At 75.7% G+C, this 15,684-nt stretch carries 13 protein-coding genes; 8 read left to right on the top strand and 5 right to left on the bottom strand.

Features of this window, described 5'->3' with window-relative positions; genetic code table 11:
* Positions 1-88 precede the first annotated feature (88 nt).
* From QNO07_RS06965 to QNO07_RS06955, 3 genes are read left to right on the top strand one after another with little or no spacing between them, the layout of a single operon-like run.
* On the top strand, positions 89-724 hold the full coding sequence (locus tag QNO07_RS06965; RefSeq protein ID WP_283990737.1) for a metal ABC transporter ATP-binding protein: 636 nt from the start codon (positions 89-91) through the stop codon (positions 722-724).
* Positions 721-1,590 (top strand): metal ABC transporter permease, encoded by an 870-nt coding sequence (locus tag QNO07_RS06960; RefSeq protein WP_283990736.1) that lies wholly within the window; start codon positions 721-723, stop codon positions 1,588-1,590. Before QNO07_RS06965 ends, QNO07_RS06960 begins: the two co-directional genes overlap by 4 nt.
* On the top strand, positions 1,548-2,411 hold the full coding sequence (locus tag QNO07_RS06955; protein WP_283990735.1) for a metal ABC transporter solute-binding protein, Zn/Mn family: 864 nt from the start codon (positions 1,548-1,550) through the stop codon (positions 2,409-2,411). Before QNO07_RS06960 ends, QNO07_RS06955 begins: the two co-directional genes overlap by 43 nt.
* A gap of 103 nt (positions 2,412-2,514) precedes the next feature.
* On the opposite strand, the gene QNO07_RS06950 is transcribed toward QNO07_RS06955, so the two are convergent.
* Positions 2,515-4,308 (bottom strand): class I adenylate-forming enzyme family protein, encoded by a 1,794-nt coding sequence (locus QNO07_RS06950; RefSeq protein WP_283990733.1) that lies wholly within the window; start codon positions 4,306-4,308, stop codon positions 2,515-2,517.
* Entirely contained in the window at positions 4,305-6,128 is a 1,824-nt protein-coding gene (locus QNO07_RS06945) for a CoA transferase (RefSeq protein ID WP_283990732.1), read from the bottom strand. Before QNO07_RS06945 ends, QNO07_RS06950 begins: the two co-directional genes overlap by 4 nt.
* A 258-nt stretch (positions 6,129-6,386) precedes the next feature.
* On the opposite strand from QNO07_RS06945, the gene QNO07_RS06940 reads away from it, so the two are divergent.
* On the top strand, positions 6,387-7,559 hold the full coding sequence (locus tag QNO07_RS06940; RefSeq protein ID WP_283990893.1) for an acyl-CoA dehydrogenase family protein: 1,173 nt from the start codon (positions 6,387-6,389) through the stop codon (positions 7,557-7,559).
* On the opposite strand, the gene QNO07_RS06935 is transcribed toward QNO07_RS06940, so the two are convergent.
* A complete protein-coding gene (locus tag QNO07_RS06935; protein ID WP_283990731.1) occupies positions 7,528-8,859 on the bottom strand; it encodes a sugar ABC transporter permease in 1,332 nt (443 codons plus the stop codon). The two genes, QNO07_RS06940 and QNO07_RS06935, sit on opposite strands and share 32 nt — an antisense overlap.
* Positions 8,856-9,986, bottom strand: coding sequence for an MFS transporter (locus QNO07_RS06930; protein ID WP_502961797.1), 1,131 nt, complete (start codon positions 9,984-9,986; stop codon positions 8,856-8,858). Before QNO07_RS06930 ends, QNO07_RS06935 begins: the two co-directional genes overlap by 4 nt.
* Positions 9,987-10,265: 279 nt before the next feature.
* Here QNO07_RS06930 and QNO07_RS06925 point away from each other — a divergent pair, with 279 nt between their 5' ends.
* Both QNO07_RS06925 and QNO07_RS06920 read left to right on the top strand, forming a co-directional pair.
* A complete protein-coding gene (locus tag QNO07_RS06925) occupies positions 10,266-11,138 on the top strand; it encodes a hypothetical protein (protein ID WP_283990729.1) in 873 nt (290 codons plus the stop codon).
* Between the two features lie 125 nt (positions 11,139-11,263).
* Positions 11,264-12,043 (top strand): sigma-70 family RNA polymerase sigma factor, encoded by a 780-nt coding sequence (locus QNO07_RS06920; protein WP_349636811.1) that lies wholly within the window; start codon positions 11,264-11,266, stop codon positions 12,041-12,043.
* Positions 12,044-12,189: 146 nt separating this feature from the next.
* Here QNO07_RS06920 and QNO07_RS06915 read toward each other — a convergent pair whose 3' ends face one another.
* Positions 12,190-12,912 carry a TetR/AcrR family transcriptional regulator gene (locus tag QNO07_RS06915; protein ID WP_283990727.1) on the bottom strand — a complete coding sequence of 241 codons (723 nt, stop codon included), beginning with the start codon at positions 12,910-12,912 and terminating at the stop codon, positions 12,190-12,192.
* A gap of 384 nt (positions 12,913-13,296) precedes the next feature.
* On the opposite strand from QNO07_RS06915, the gene QNO07_RS06910 reads away from it, so the two are divergent.
* Together QNO07_RS06910 and QNO07_RS06905 are read left to right on the top strand one after the other, a co-directional pair.
* Complete coding sequence (locus QNO07_RS06910) at positions 13,297-14,607, top strand: hemolysin family protein (RefSeq protein WP_283990726.1); 1,311 nt, start codon at positions 13,297-13,299, stop codon at positions 14,605-14,607.
* Positions 14,604-15,623 carry a hemolysin family protein gene (locus tag QNO07_RS06905; protein ID WP_283990724.1) on the top strand — a complete coding sequence of 340 codons (1,020 nt, stop codon included), beginning with the start codon at positions 14,604-14,606 and terminating at the stop codon, positions 15,621-15,623. The genes QNO07_RS06910 and QNO07_RS06905 overlap by 4 nt, the downstream gene beginning before the upstream one ends.
* The last annotated feature ends 61 nt before the right edge of the window (positions 15,624-15,684 follow it).

Here is a 15,684-nt window from a genome sequence, read left to right as displayed (position 1 = left end):
GCGGCGGCCTTCGGCCGACTACTGCCGCGTGAGCGGGCGGCCGGGGTTTCCGGCGTCCGGAGGAGCCGGGCGGTACGGAGGGGCGTGGATGGGCGGGCTGGACGTGCGCATGCGGGACGTGTCCTGCCGGCACGGCCGGGTGCGGGCGGTCGACGGCGTCGACCTGGAGATCGCCGCGGGCGAGCGGATCGCGCTGACCGGGACCAACGGATCGGGCAAGACCACGCTGCTGCGCGCCGTGCTCGGGCTGCACCGGCAGGTGAGCGGCACGGTCCTGGTCGGCGGGCGCGGCACCCGGACCACCGTGGAGTGGGCGTGGCGGCGGCGGGCCTGCGCGTGGATACCGCAGAAGCCGGCCACCGGCCGCTTCCCGCTGCTCGGCCGGGAGCTGCTGGCCAGCGGCGGCGCCCTGCCGGGGGCGGTCGAGGCGGCCGGCCGGCTGGGCGTGGACGGGATGCTGGACCGCCCGCTGCACACCCTGTCCGGCGGCCAGTTGCAGCGCATGTACCTGGCCCGCGCACTCGGCTGCGTCGAGGCCGGCGCCCAGGTGCTGCTCGCCGACGAGCCCACCGCCGCACTGGACTTCGACGGCCAGGACGAGGCGGCCGACGTGCTGACCGGGCTGCCGGTGACGCTGGTCGTGGTGACGCACGACCGGGCGCTGGCCGCCCGCTGCGACCGCGTGCTGGAGATGGCCGCCGGACGGCTGCGGGAGGTGCGGTGATCACGACCGCCACCGCCGACGTCGGCGCGCTGCTCCAGCTGGTCCCCGTGCAGCGGGCGGGGCTCGCCCTGCTGCTGGCGGCGGTCGGGCTGCCCGTCATCGGCGTGGTGATCGTCGGCCTCGACATCATGCCGGTGCGGTTCGCGATGATGCACGTCGCGCTGCTCGGGGTGGCCGTGGGCCTGCTGACCGGCCTCGACCCCATGGTGTGCGCCCTGGTGGCGTGCGCGCTCGCGGGCGCCGGCGTGGCCCCGCTGGCCCGCACCCCGAGCGGCCTGTCCGGCGCGATGGGACTGCTGATGAGCCTGGCCATCGCGGCGGCGCTGCTCGTTCTCGCCGTCTCCGGCGTCAACGCCTCGGGCGCGTTCGCCCTGCTGTGGGGCTCGATCCTGTCCGTGGGGACCGCCGACCTGGTGGTGCTGGGCGCACTCGCAGTGGTCGTGCCCGGCCTGTTCCTGTGGCGCAGACGCGACCTGGCGCTGCTGCTCCACGACCGGGAACTGGCCCAGTGCTCGGGTGTGCCGGTGCGCGCCCTGACCCTGGTGCTGCTCGTCCTGGTGGCGGTGTCCGTCGCCGGTGCGATCAAGCTGACCGGTGCGCTGCTGGTCGACGCCCTGACCCTGCTCCCCGCACTCGCGGCCCGCCGCCTGGGCACGTCGCTCACCTCGATCACCGTGTGGGCGGTGACGATCGGCGTCACCGTCAACCTGACGGGATTCCTCGTCGCGCTCTGGTTGGACTGGCCTCCTGGGCCGGTCCTCGTCCTGACCGCGGGGGCCGTCGTCCTCGCGGTCCACCTCGTACCCGAACGGAGAATCCGCTCATGGCGCGCACCCGCGTCCGAATCCCTGCCCTCCTCGCACTGAGCGCCGCACTCGCCCTGACCACAGCCGCCTGCGGCACCGACGAGTCCCCGGCGGCGCAGCCGGAGACCACATCCGACGGCAAGGAGGGCGGCACGTCGGACGGCACGTCGGACGGCAAGGCGGACGGCAAGGCTGAGGCCGGCCCGAAGGTCGTGGTCACCACGACCTGGGAGGGGGCGTTCGCGAAGGCCGCGGGAGCCGAGGACATCGACGTCATCGTCCCGCAGTCGGTGCACCACGCCCCGGACTACGACCCCAAGCCCTCCGACCTGGCCGCCGTCGCCAAGGCGGACTTCGTGCTGTACGCGCCGTTCGAGCCGTACGCGGAGAAGATCAAGGAGGCGGCGGGGTCGGACGCCGAGCTGGTCGAGGTGGGCCTGGACAACAACGCCGACAAGGTCAAGGCCGAAGTGGCCCGGCTGGCGGAGAAGTTCGGCACCGGGAACAGCGCGGAGAAGTGGGCCGGCACGTTCGACACGGAGTACGCGGCGCTGAGTGAGGACCTCAAGTCCGCCTGGCCCGGGGGGAAGAGCCCGAAAATCGTCAGCCAGGTCTTCACCACCTGGGCGGCGGAGCTGGCGGGTGCCACCACGGTCGGCACCTACGGGCCGGAGGCCGTCACCCCGGCGCAGCTGGGCGAGTTGTCGAAGAGGAAGCCCGCATTCGTCCTCGACAACGCCCACATGTCCACCGGCGCCGTACTGCCGGACTCCGGCGTCGAGCAGGTGCAGATCGTCAACTACCCGGGCGACACCCTCGACCTGCTGTCCGTGTACCGCGACGCAGCGACGGCGATGAAGAAGGCCATGAACGCGGCCTGAGCTGAGGGGCGGGCGCCGGGCGGCGGGCCAGGTCGGTCGCCGCCCGGCGGCCGGGGAACCGCCGTGCCGCGTACCGGAGTTGCCGGGGCGCGGCACGGCTGCGTCATCCGGCGTGCGCCAGCGGGGGAGCACCGGCGGGAGTGTCGCCGCCGGTCGTGCCGTCACCCGGGGTGGCGGGGGCCAGGCGTTCGCGCAGCGCGGCGCGGTCGGGCTTGCCGGCCGGGGTGAGCGGCAGTTCGGTGACGATCAGCAGGCGCTCGGGGTGCTTGTGCCGTTCCAGCCCGCGGCCGTCCAGGTGCGTGCTCAGGGAGGCGAGCGTCGGGGCCCCGGCCCCGGTCCTTGCTGCTCCTCCGGCTCCGGCTCCGGCTCCGGCTCCGGCCCCGGCCCCGCGTGCCACGACGCAGGCGGCCAGGCGTTCGCCCATGAGCCGGTCCGGGACGCCGACACACACCACGTCCCGCACGTCCGGGTGGGTACGCAGTTCACGTTCCACCTCGGCGGGACTGATGTTCGCCCCGCCGCGTATCACGACGTCCTTCAGCCGTCCCACGACGTGCAGGGTGTGCTCACCGTCGAGGTAGCCCAGGTCGCCGGTGCGGACCCAGCCGTCGGGCGTGCGGTAGCGGGCGTCGAGTCCGGGTGCGCCGACGTAGCACAGCGGTGTCATGGGCCCGCGTGCGGTGATCTCGCCGACCCGGCCGTCGGGCAGCGGCTCGTGCGACGCGGGGTCGGTGATGCGGATGTCGGCGACGCGCGGGTCGGGACGCCCGGCGACGACACCGGACGCGTCGGTGGGCGGCGTGCGGTGGTCCAGCCCGGTGTGGCAGTTGACGCCGTCGGCGGACCCGTACAGGTTGACGACCGGGCAGCCGAAAGCCTTCGCCGCCGCGTGCGCGGTCGCCTCGTCGAGCGGGGCGCCTCCGAGCACGAGCGCGGTGGGCGGGGGGAGTTCACCGCCGCCGGCCCTTTCGCCCCGGCCGTCCACGTGGCTGCTCTCCGGGTCGTCGAGCCGGTCCAGCATCATGCGGATCATCGTCGGCACGCCCAGCACGTGGGTCGGCTGGTGCTCCCGCACGGCCGCCAGCGCGGCCTCGGGCGTGAAGTGGTCGAGCAGCACCAGCGTGCCGCCGTGCCGGGCCAGCGTGACCGCGGTGCCGTTGGAACCGAAAGCGGACGCCAGCGGGACGAGGAACAGGCAGCGTGGCGGGGTGCCGTCGGGCATGAGCGAGGCGAGGAAGTTGCCGCGTCCCCCTGCCAGCGCGTTGTGCGAGTAGGCCACCATCTTCGGCTCGGCCTCGGAACCCGAGGAGACGAGGATGCGGGCCGCGGAGTCGGGATCGGGGCGCGCGGGCGTGAGACCGGTCGCGTCGGTACGGGTCAGCCGCGACAGCGGAATCGTTCCCTCTGGTGCGTCGCCCGGCCCGGCGGCGACAACGTGGCGCAGTGCGGGCAGCGCCGGGGCGAGCGCCCGCAGCCCGGCCGCCGGGTGCGTGCCGCGGTGCTCGACGGGCGCGACGACGGCGACGGCCTCGGCCCGCCGCAGCAGGCACTCGGCCTCCGCCACGCCGCGGCCGACGGGGAAGGGCAGGGCGATCGCCCCCAGCGCGGCGAGCGCCAGGTCGGCCGTCACGGCGTGGCGGTTGTTGGGCAGTTGCACCCCCACCACGTCGCCCGGCCCGACGCCGAGGTCGCGCAGCCCGGCGGCCAGTGCGCGCACCCTGCGGTCCAGCGCGGTGTAGCAGAGCGTGCCCCTGGCGTCGACGACGGCGGGGCGGTGCGGGTCGGCGATCCGCCGTGCCCGGTAGAGGCTGTACAGGTCGAGGTCGGGGCAGGTCCCGTCGGCGGCCCAGGAGCGGCGCAGCGCGGCGGGCAGCAGGTCGTGCAGGGCGACGGTCATGCGAAGCTCCAGGGGTCGGGGACGGCGGGCGCGCCGTACGCGTCGCGGCTGATCGAGCCGGGGAAGCGCCGGTCGTGGTGCAGGTCGTTCAGGTCGGTGGTGACCGGGGTCGCGGCCAGGCCGCGGTCGCGCAGCCGCGCCAGCGCGTCGCCGGTCGGCAGCGACGCCAGGTCGAGGCTCGCGGCGCGGGCGGCGCAGGCGTCGGCGGGGGCGACCCAGCCGTCGGCCGTGGGCAGCGGGCGGCGGAACCCCGCGGGTCTGCGCGGGTTGTCGCCCCGCGCCGCGCGGCGCAGGGCCGGGCCGGTGAGCAGGTCGGCCGCGCCGAGCAGCGAGGAGTCCACACGCACGCCGTGCCCGCGGCGTTGCCGCAGCAGCAGTCCGGCGAGTACGGCCTGCGCGCCGAGCAACCCGCCGAGCACGTCGAGCAGCGTCATCAGGCTCGGGGCCGGAACCTCGCCGTCCGGGCGGACGGCCTCACCGACGCCGGAGCGGGCCTGCACCATGAAGTCCGTGCCCATCGGGGCGTCGCCGATCCGGTCGGCCCAGCCGCCGGTGTACGCGTGGACGAGCGCCGGGTTGACCGCCGCCAGGTCGTCCGCGTCGAGGCCCAGTCGGGCGGCGGTGCCCGGCGCCCAGTTGTGCAGGAACACGTCCGCCGCGGCGGCCCGTTCCCGCAGACGGTCCCGGTCCCCGGGGTCCTTGATGTTGATCTCCACGGCCTGCTTGCCCCGGTTCAGTGCGAGCCAGCGCGCGGAGACGCCGGCGCAGGTGGGCGGCATGCCGCGCAGCGGGTCGCCGCCCGGCGGCTCGACACGCACCACGTCGGCGCCCAGCAGGCCGAGCAGGTGGGCGGCCAGCGGTGCCTGGATGCGGCGCCCCGCCTCCAGCACGGTGAGCCCGGCCAGCGGCAGCCGCGCGGTGCCCGGCCCCGTGCGCCTCGGGCGGCCGGGGCCGGTGGCCGGTGCCGTGAGCCCCGACGCGGGTGCGGCGGGCCGCAGGAGGGACAGGCAGAGCGGGGCGGCACCGTCGTGCTCTGCCGCCCGCTCGTGCAACGTGCGCAGTCGGCACACGTCGGCGCCCGCCTCGGAAGCCGCCCGCGCGACCGTGCCGAACGGATGCCTGCGGGCGGTCTCGTGCAGGGCGTCCGGGAACGGCGCGCACGCGGTGGCGTAGCGGAACTGGAACGGCCGCCACCCGGCCCGTACCGCTTCGGCGGGCGCGTCCAGGGCGCGCCAGAAGCGGGCCCACACGCCCGGGTCCAGCGTCTCCAGCTCGAACAGCGTGCCGTCGGCCGCGGTGAACGGCGGCCCGCCGGGCGCCGGTTCGCTCGCCTCGGCCTCCTCCGCGCCGGCCGCGGCGAGGTACTGGGAGACGGTGAGCAGCCCGGCGTGGTCGGCCCGGGTGGACACCGCGCAGCCCGGGCCGCCCCGGGCCTGCCCGAGCAGGGCGGCGAGCAGCCCCTGCACGGTGAGCAGGCCGGTGGCCGTGGCGGCGTAGTCGGCGGCGAGGCCGCGCGGTGTGCCGTCGCGGCGGCCGTGCACCGCCATGACGCCGGTCGCCGCCTGCACGGTGGCCTCGTCGGTGAGGCCGCTGCCCGGCGCGGACCACGTCGCCCGCACGTCGACCGGCTCGAACCCGCCGCCGGCGATCCGCGCCGGGGGTGCGGCGGGCTGTTCGCCCTGGCCGTCCCGGTCGGCGATGTCCGCCCCGAGGAGCCGCAGTTGGGACGTGACGACGTCCATGATCTGCGGCGGCCCCGAGGGCGTGAAGGTGAGCGACGCGAGTGGCTGTTCCGTCCTGGTGGTGACTGGTGACGCCATGCCTCTCCTCTCCGGGCGCGGCGGTGGCGGCGCCTGCGGTCCTGTCGACGGCGGGAACCGGGCGGGCCCCGCGCCCGACCCGTTTCCCGGAAGAGACAGTCGGACCGCCGTGGCCGGGAGTTCCCGGCAGACCGGAGAGACGCCATGACACACCCCCGCGGCACTGCCCCCGGCCCGCATCCGGCAGCCGCCCGTCCCGGCACCGGCGAGGGACGTGCGGACGACGGTGACGGGCCGGCAGCGGCGGCCGAACGACTCATGCAGGTGCGGGAGTTCGTCCGTTCCCGCGTGGTGCCCGCGGAACGGGTGCTGGACGCCGGAGGCCCGGAGGCCCGGCGCGCTATGGCCGGGCTGCGCCGCGAGGCGAAGGCCGCGGGCCTGTGGGCGCTGCCGCTGCCGGCGGAGCTGGGCGGCGGCGGACTGACGCTGCGTCAGTACGCGGCCGTCGCTGAGGCCGAGGGCGCGAGCGACCACGGCCCGGCGGCCCTGGGGTCGGCCTCGCTGCTGGACGCGGGCATGCTGGCCCGACACGCGACCCCCGGCGTCCGCGACCGCTACCTGAAGCGGTTGGTCGCAGGCGACCTGTCCGCGAGCTACGCCATGACGGAACCGGAGGTGCCCGGCACCGAACCGCTGCTCACCCTCACCCGCGCCGAGCCGGCACCGGACGGCGGCTGGCGTGTCACCGGGCGCAAGTGGTTCGTCTCCGGCGCCGCCCACGCCGACCTGGTCACCGTGCTGGCGCGCACCGCGGGCGAGGAGGGCGACCGCGACGGCCTGACGCTGCTGCTCGTCCCCACCGCCGTGCCGGGCTTCCGCCACGTGCGGGAGATCCCCGTGCTGGGCGCGGCCGGGCAGGGCGAGATCGAGCTGGAGGGCGTCGCCGTCCCGCCCGGGCACGTCCTCGGAACACCGGGACGGGGACTGGACGTCGCCGCTGAGCGGCTGCAACTCGGCCGCACGCTGCGGGCGTTGCGGTGGCTCGGCCAGGCCCAGCGCGCGTTCGACCTGCTGTGCGAGCGGGCCGTCGGCCGCACCGGTACGCGAGGCGGCCTCGCCGCGCACCAACTTGTCCAGCAGCACGTCTTCGAGGCGCTGCTGGCGCTGCGCACCACACGTCCGCTGGTGCACGAGGCGGTGGCCCTGCTCGACGCGGGGCAGGACGCGCGCACCGAGGTCGGCCTGGCCAAGGTCGCCGCCGCACGCACACTCCAGCAGGTCACGGACGCGGCCGTGCAGGTGCACGGGGCCGCTGGGCTCGGCCCGGACACCGCGCTGCCCGCGCTGGCCCGGGTGGGCCGGGCCGCCCGCATCCTCGACGGCCCGGACGAACTGCACATCACCGCCGTCGCCCGCCGCGTCCTGCGCGGCTACGGGCCCGGCGCCGACGGGCCCGCCGCTAGACCTCCCGCAGGTCGACCAGGCCGGTGAGCGCCGCCAGGCCGAGCGCGAGGAAGAAGTCGCCCCAGACCAGCTCGTGCCGGGTCGCCAGGCCGCGATCCGCGTCGTAGCAGCCGTCCAGCAGCATTCCGGCCGGGCGCCCGCCCCCGGCGGGCGGCACGGGCGGGACCGGCTGTGCGGCCGCGACGGGCTCTGCGGGCCGGACTCGGGACGCGGCGGGTGGCGGGGGAGCGGCGGTGGGCGTCAGGTGCGCGGTGGTCAGCCGGTGCAGGACGGCGACGGCCCGTTCCCGGTAGCGGGCGGCGTCCGGCAGGGGCGCCCCGGCCAGCTTCAGCAGGGCGACGGCGCCGATCGCCGCCGCGGAGGTGTCCACCGGTCCCGGCGGGTGCGCGGCGCGGGCGGGCGGCACGAGCGGCCCGGTGAGCAGCCCGTCCGCGAGCCGCCCGGCCGCCCGCGCCAGCTCCTCGTGCCGCGACCGCCCGCCCGGCGCCACCGCGTCCCCTCGCGCGCACCCGGCCTGGGGATGCGTCAGCGCGTCGCCGACGGCGAGTACCAGCCATGCTTCGCCCCGGCTCCAGCCCGGGGCGGGTTCCGCGCTCGGCCGCCACGACCCGGCATGCCGTGCGGCGGCGCCTTCCCGGGCGGCGCCTTCCCGGGCGGCGCCTTCCCGGGCTTCGCCGTCCCGGGCTTCGCCCCGGGGCACGGGCGGTGCGGTGGACGTGTGGGCGTCCGGCGTCTGGGCGTGCTGGTGCCAGGCCGGGCGGACGGGGTCGGCCGGGTCGGCCGGGAGGCACAGGCGCAGGTGCCGGTCCAGGTGCGCGGCCGCGGCTGTCAGCCCCTTCTCGCCTGCGGCGGAGAGCAGTTGCAGCATGCCGGGCAGGCCGTCGGTGCGGGCCTGTGCCCGGTCGCCGCCGAACGCGTCGCCCCACGGGACCAGCCCCAGCGCCGGGTCGAACGCGGCCAGGCAGCTCCGTGCCCCGCGGACGCGCAACTCCGCCGCGTCCGGGTCGCCGCGCCCGGCGAGCGCGGTGCCGTACCAGAGGATCAGGCCGCGGGTCGCGGTGTCGGCGTCCGCCCAGCCGGTCAGGGCGCGGGTGCACGCGGCGGCGGCGTCCCGGTCGTCCGCGTGGCCGGTGCGGCGGGCCCGCAGACACAGCAGCCCCGCCCAGAAGCCGCCGGTCCACGACCCGCGCCGGGTCGACGTCCACCGTCCCGTCACCGGGTCTGCGTACAGCGGGAAACGCGGGCCGACCTCGGACCGGGTGACCGCCACCCGGTCCAGCACCCGGCCCAGCGCCTCGTCCGCCCAGGCGGCCGAAGCCGCGTTCACGCCGGCGCCCCCGCGGTCCGCCGGTCGCGGACGGCCCACACGCTCGCCACGGCTGCGGCGACGGCGAACTCGGCGGCGACCAGCAGCCAGCCCGTCCCGTAGCGGTCGCACCGCGCGAGCAGCCCGAACAGCGGCGGCCCGACCGCGAACCCGGCGAAGAACCCCGCCGCGACCAGTGCTGAATCCTGGCCGGCCCGCCCCGCCCGTCCGGGCGCGGCCCGCTGCACCACCAGCACCATCGACACCGCGTTGGCGGCGACCGCGAAGACGCCGAACGCGACGGCCGCCACCCACACCAGCCAGGACACGCGCCCCGAAGCGACCAGCAGCAGCGCGGCCCCGACCGCCCCCGCGGCGAGCACCGCGGGCAGCCACTCGGCACGACCGGGCCGGGCCGCCTTCGACCAGCCCACCCGGCCGGCCACCCCGGCGGCTCCCAGCACCGCCACCAGCGCCGCAGCGGCCGTCGGCCCCAGATCCAGCCGCCGGTCGCCGAACAGCGACAGGTAGGTGTTCACCGACGCGATGCCCGCACCCAGGAAGACCGAGAACGCCGCCAGCCACGCCACGTGCCCGCGCGGGACCAGCGTCACCCGTGCCGCCGACGGCCGCACCGCGTCAGGGGGCAGCAGCCGCGCCGCCCACACCGCGACACCGACGGCCGCCGCCGAGGCCGCCCACACCGCGCCCCGCCAGCCCAGCACAGCCGCCAGCGCGGCCAGCGGCAGACCGGCCGCGAACGCGCCCAGCTGCACCCCCGACTGCTTCCAGCCCGTCACCGCGCCCCGGCGGGCCGCCGGCACGGCCGCGATGACGGCCTTGTTCGTCGCGGGATTCGCCAGCGCCTGCGGCAGCCCGCCCAGCGCCACCGCCCCCAGAAGCAGCCCCGCCCCGGGGGCCGACGCGATCAGGGCCAGTGCCACCGCGGTGACCAGCGCCAACGCGATCAGCGCCCGGCGCGGTCCGACGCGGTCCACGAGCCGGCCGCTCAGCGGCGACAGCACCGCGGCGGTACCGAAGCCGAGCGTCGTCGTCAGCCCCAGCACCACCGGGGTGACACCCAACTCCACGGTGAGGCGCGGCCCGAAGGCGCCCAGCAGGAACAACTGGAGCATGGACAGCGCCATCGCCGCGGTGAGCAGCGCCGTCAGGGGCCGTCCGCCCCCCGGGGGATGCGCCGGCCCCCGCACGTCCTGGCCCGTCCCGGCCGTCTGCTCCGCCACGCCCCGCCTCCTCACCGCCCGCACCTGCCCGTTGGCCCGTGGTAAGGAGTCGTACGCCCCAACCCACTGGTTCCCCGGCCCTGTTGTGGCATGGACCACACTCGCGGGGGTGAAGTATCCGGTGGCGGATTCACGTACCATCCCGTGCCCGTCGCGACCGAGGAGTGCAAGGATGAGCCGGCCATGACGTCAGGCCGAAGTTGCCGAGCAGTGCGGGCCGCGACCTTCGCGGCCACCTGTGTGCTGCTCGCGGCCGTCGGCCACCTCTTCATGTCGGGCGCTCCCGTCGCCTGGCCGGGCCTCGCCACCGCGTTCGCCGTGACCGGTGCCGCCGCCTGGTCGCTCACCGGCCGTGAGCGCACCCTGGGCGCGGTGACGGCGGCGACGATCGCGGTCCAGGCGGGCCTGCACGCGGCGTTCTCGTTGACCCAGGCCGTGACCATGCCCCGGGCCCCGGACGTCTCCCTGCTCCGGCTGTGGACCGACCACCTGCTCTGCCGCCCGCCGTCCGCACCGCCCACCGCCGGAGACGTCTCCCACGCGTCGGCCGTGCACACCCTCGCGGGCCACGCGGAAGGGCACGGCGGGCACGGTCCCGGCGGGTCCGGCGCCGCGTCCCACGGCGTCGACGGTGCGATGTCCGCCACCGGGCAAGCCCACCACGCCGCCACCGGGCAAGCCCACCACACCGCCGCCGACCACCTCCCGCACGGCGCGGTGCCGGGCGGCCTCGACCCGGCGGCGGTGCCACAGGTGGACCTGACGGCCATGTCCTCGCTCGGCATGTCGCCGGCTGGCATGCTCGCCGCCCACCTGCTCGCCGGCCTGCTGTGCGGACTGTGGCTCGCACACGGCGAACGTGCCGTCTTCCGCGCCCTGCGCGCCATCGCCGGGTGGCTGGCCGCGCCCCTCCACCTCGTCCTTCGTCTCGCGCCCCCGGCAGCCGCCGCTCCCGGCCGCGTCCGCCGCCGGCGTACCGCCGCTCGGCTCCGGCGCCTCCTGCTCGCCGCGTCCCGCGACACACGGGGACCACCTTCGGGGATCGCTGTCATCTGACAGCCGGCAACCCGACGCGCCGCCGACCGCCGCGCATCGGGCATCGGCCATGCCGTCCGGCAGGGCCGTACCGCTCACCGGCCGCGCCCGCGCGTGCCGGAACCCACCCCGAAGGACAACCCTCGATGACCCCTGCCCGCACACCCGCCAACCACCGTGCGCAGGACCGCCCGCAGGCCCCCAGGCCCACATCCGGCCTGCCCTACGGTCCCTCCGCCGGCCGGTCCGCCGGTCCCTCCGCCGGCCGGTCCGCCGACCGGCCCGACGACAGGGTCACCCGCATCGCGCTGGCCGCCCGCGGCGGCGACCCGACCGCCGTCGAGGACTTCGTCCGTGCGCTGCAGCGCGACATCTGGCGCTACGTCGCCTACCTCAGCGCGGACCCGCAGGCCGCCGACGACCTCACCCAGGAGACGTTCCTCCGCGCGCTGGGAAGCCTGCACCGCTTCGAAGGGCGCTCCTCCGCACGGACGTGGCTGCTGTCGATCGCCCGGCGCACCGTCGTCGACAGCCTGCGGCACGCCGCCGCCCGCCCACGCCTGTCCGATCGCGACGACTGGCAGAGCCTGGCCGAGCGCCGCCAGCCCCGCACACCCGGCTTCGAGGACGGCGTGGCCCTGGCCGAACTGCTGGCGACCATCCCGGCCGACCGGCGCGAGGCGTTCGTGCTCACCCAACTCCTGGGCCTGCCCTACGCGGACGCCGCGACGGCGCTCGGCTGCCCGATAGGCACGGTCCGCTCCCGCGTGGCGCGGGCCCGCGCCGCCCTGACGGACCTGCTGCGCGACACGCCGGAACCGGCGCCGGACCCGGGGACCCGGACGCCCCTCCCGCGCTCCGCGCGCCCCAGCCCGCTTCCCCCGCGCCACGCGCGGGTCACCGCAGCGACGACCACCGGCAGCTGACCGCCAGGCCAGCCCTACCTGACCCGGGGCCGTGCGACACCGTTGTGCCGGCCCCGGGTTGAGGGCGGGTGGGGGCACGGGTAGAGGGCGGGTCGGGGGACGGGTCGGGGGCGGAGTCATGGGGTGAGTCGGCCGGTGGCGCCGACTCACCGACCCGGCGGCCTCAGTGCTCCGGTCAGGCTCTCCACCTCGGCGGCGAACAGCAGCGCGGGGTCGAACCCCATCCCGGTGAAGTGCCCGGCGAGTTCCAGGGACAGCGCCCCGTGCAGCCGCGTCCAGAAGGCCAGAGCCCGGTGCAGGGCGGCGGGGTCGGCGGCGTGGTGGGCCGCCCACTGCCGATGGTCCTCCAGGTGGGCGGCGAACGGTGACGCGGCACCGTGGTCCGGGGGCAGGGCGACGCACGCGTCGAGCAGCGTCGCCATGATCTGCCGGGACAGTTCGGTGACGTCGTCAGGCGCGTGGTAGCCGGGAATCGGCGTGCCGTAGATCAACAGGTAGCGCTGCGGATCGTCCAGCGCCCACCCGCGCATCGCGCGCGCCAGTGCGACGACTCCCGCCCCGGCACCGTCCCCGCCCCTGCTCGCGTCCTCGTCCCTGCTCGCGTCCGGGGTCCCTGGCCCTGCTGCGGCGCGGAAGGTGTCGGCGAGGCTCCGGTAGGCGTCCCGGATGAGCTCGGTGATCAGTTCGTCGCGACTGGCGAAGTACCGGTAGAGCGCGGGCCCGCTCATGCCCATCTGCTTGGCGATCGCGTTGAGCGAGAGCGCCGACGCACCCGCCGTGGCGACCTGCTCCCAGGCCCGCTCCTTGATCTCTGCCCGCACCTGCGCCCGGTAGCGCTGACGCGGCGTCCCCGTACCCGCTTCCGCCACGCCCGGCCGCCCCTCCGCATCCGTCCTGCTTACAGCCTGAATTTCGAGCGAGAAGCTATCACGCCCGCCGTCGGCCGTCCGCGCACCCCCGTGTCGGCTTCCCGTGAACGGCACCGCTCCGCCCGTTCCGTGGCACCGCCGCTCCGCTTCGTGCGGCGTTCGGCTTATCGTCTTCCTGCATACCGTGGTCTACATGCGTGTAGAAACACGGGTGCGGCTGGAGACGCAGGGCGCGGCGTACAGAGCCTGGCCCGCCGCCTCCACCCGCCCGACAGAGATCGAAGGAGCCATCTTGCCTGCCAGACCGACGGACCCCCCTGGGGCCGGTCCTCGATTGCCCGGCGCTGCGGAGCGTGACGGCGACGCGTCGCCGGGCGGTGTCAGGTGACCGCCGCTCTAGGCCTGATCGCCGTCCTCGTCCTGACGGTGGGTACCGGATACTTCGTCGCGCAGGAGTTCGCGTACCTCGCAGCCGACCGGCTCGCGCTCGCCCGTGAGGCCGCCGCGGGTGACAAGCGTGCCGCCCGTGCCCTGAAGGTGCTGGAACGGCTCTCGTTCATGCTCTCCGGCGCGCAACTCGGCATCACGGTCACCGGCCTGGTGGTCGGCTTCCTCGCCGAACCGTCCGTGTCGGCACTGCTGAAGCCCGTGCTGGACGGCATCGGGCTGACCGGAGGCGCGGCCACGGCGGTCTCCCTCGTCGTGGCCTTCACGCTCGCCACGGTCCTCCAGATGGTGGTCGGCGAGCTGGCCCCGAAGAACCTGGCGCTCGCCGTGCCGGAGCGGCTGGCCAAGTCACTGGCCGTCTCCACGCTGCTCTACCTGAAGATCGTCGGACCGGTCGTGCGCGTGTTCGACAACACCGCCAACGCGCTTCTCCGCAAGGTGGGTATCGAACCGGTGGAGGAGCTTCACCACGGGGCGACCCTGGAGGAGCTCAGCCACCTGATCGGCGAGTCCCACGAGCACGGCCAGCTGCCCGCGGACACCGCCGAGCTGCTCGACCACGCGCTGGAGTTCTCCGAGCGCACGCTCGACGAGGTGATGGTCCCCCGTGTCGACGCCGTCTTCGTCCACAAGGACGCCACCCTGACGGAGACGGCGGCGCTGATCGCCGAGCACGGCCACTCCAGCTATCCGGTGCTCGGGGACCACCCCGACGACATCACGGGTGTGGTCGGGGTGTGGGAGCTGATGCGGCTGCCGGCGTCCCGGTTCGACAGCATGACCGCCGCCGACGCCGCCCGGCTCCCGCTGCTGCTGCCCGACACGCTTCCGCTGCCGGACGCGGTGGCGCAGATGCGCGAGCGGGACGACGAGTTCGCCGTCGTCCTGGACGAGCACGGAGGCGTCGCCGGCGTCGTCACGTACGAGGACATCGCGGAGGAGCTGGTCGGTGACATCGCCGACGAGACGGACACGGTGGTCCAGCTCGCCGTGGCCGACGGAGCCGGCTGGGTCGTGGACGCCGGACGCCGCGTCGACGAGGTCGAACAGGCCACGGCCATCGCGCTCCCCGACGACGAGGACTACGACACCGTGGCCGGCCTGGTCATCGACCGGCTCGGGCGGTTCCCCGCGATCGGGGACCGCCTCACCGTGGAGGGCGTCACCATCGAGGTGATGAGCCTGGACCGCCACGTCCCTGAACGGGTCCGCATCGAACGCTCGGTGGCTGAGGAGGCCCAGGCATGAGCTTCCCCATGGCACTGTTCGTCACCGTCCTGCTCCTCGCGGGGAGCGGATTCTTCGTGGCGGCGGAGTTCGCCCTCGTCGCGGCCAAGCGCCATCGCATGGAGAAGGCCGCGGAGCAGGGCCAGCGCGGGGCCAAGGCCGCGCTCGCGGGCATGCGCGAGCTGTCGCTGATGCTCGCCGGCGCCCAACTGGGCATCACCGTCTGCACACTCGGGCTCGGTTCGATCTCCAAACCCGCCATCTCCCACCAGGTCGATCCGCTGCTGGTGAAGCTCGGCCTGCCCGCCGGGCTCAGCTACGGCATCGCGTTCGCCTTCGCCATGGCACTAGTGGTCTTCCTGCACATGGTGGTCGGCGAGATGGCGCCGAAGTCGTGGGCGATCGCGCATCCGGAGCGTTCCGCGATGCTGCTCAGCCCGCTCTTCCGCGCCACGGTCAAGACCGTGCGGCCGGTGATCTGGATCCTCAACAACGTGAGCAACGGCCTGGTCCGGATGTGCCGGGTCCAACCGCGCGACGAACTGACCTCGGTGCACAACCGGGAGCAGCTCACCCACCTGGTCACGGAGTCGGAGCGGCTGGGCCTGATCAACACGAACGAATCGGAACTGATCACCCGGTCTCTCACTGAACCGCAGACGCCCGTCGCGGACCTGGGGGTCCCCGCGAGTGAGATCGCCACCGTGCCGGCCGGCGCCGACCTCGACACGATCCTCTCGGCCGCCACCGCCGCCGGCCGCGCGCGTCTCCTCGTCATGGACGGCGAGGCCGTTCTCGGCTCCGTGCACGCGCGGGACGCGCTGGTGGCACGGGCCAGAGGGCAGGCCGGCACTGCTCGCGGGCTGGCCCGGCCGGTTCCGGAACTGAGGGGCACGGACAGCCTCTCCCACGCGGTCGAGCAACTGCGCCGGCACCGCGCGTCCCTCGCCGTCATCAGGGACGCGGACGGTCGCCTCACCGGCCTGATCAGCCTGGACGACCTGCTCGCACGCCTGCTGGGCACCCACGCCGCATAGGCGCGGCAGCGCGCGGGCCCTCCGCCGGCACGGAAGGTGCCGGCGGAGGGCCCGCGCGCTG

The organism is Streptomyces sp. 549, assembly GCF_030124175.1.
Classification (GTDB): Bacteria; Actinomycetota; Actinomycetes; order Streptomycetales; family Streptomycetaceae; genus Streptomyces.
The sequence above is the reverse complement of the archived record's forward strand: the minus strand, read 5'-3'. Positions and strand labels throughout refer to the sequence as shown.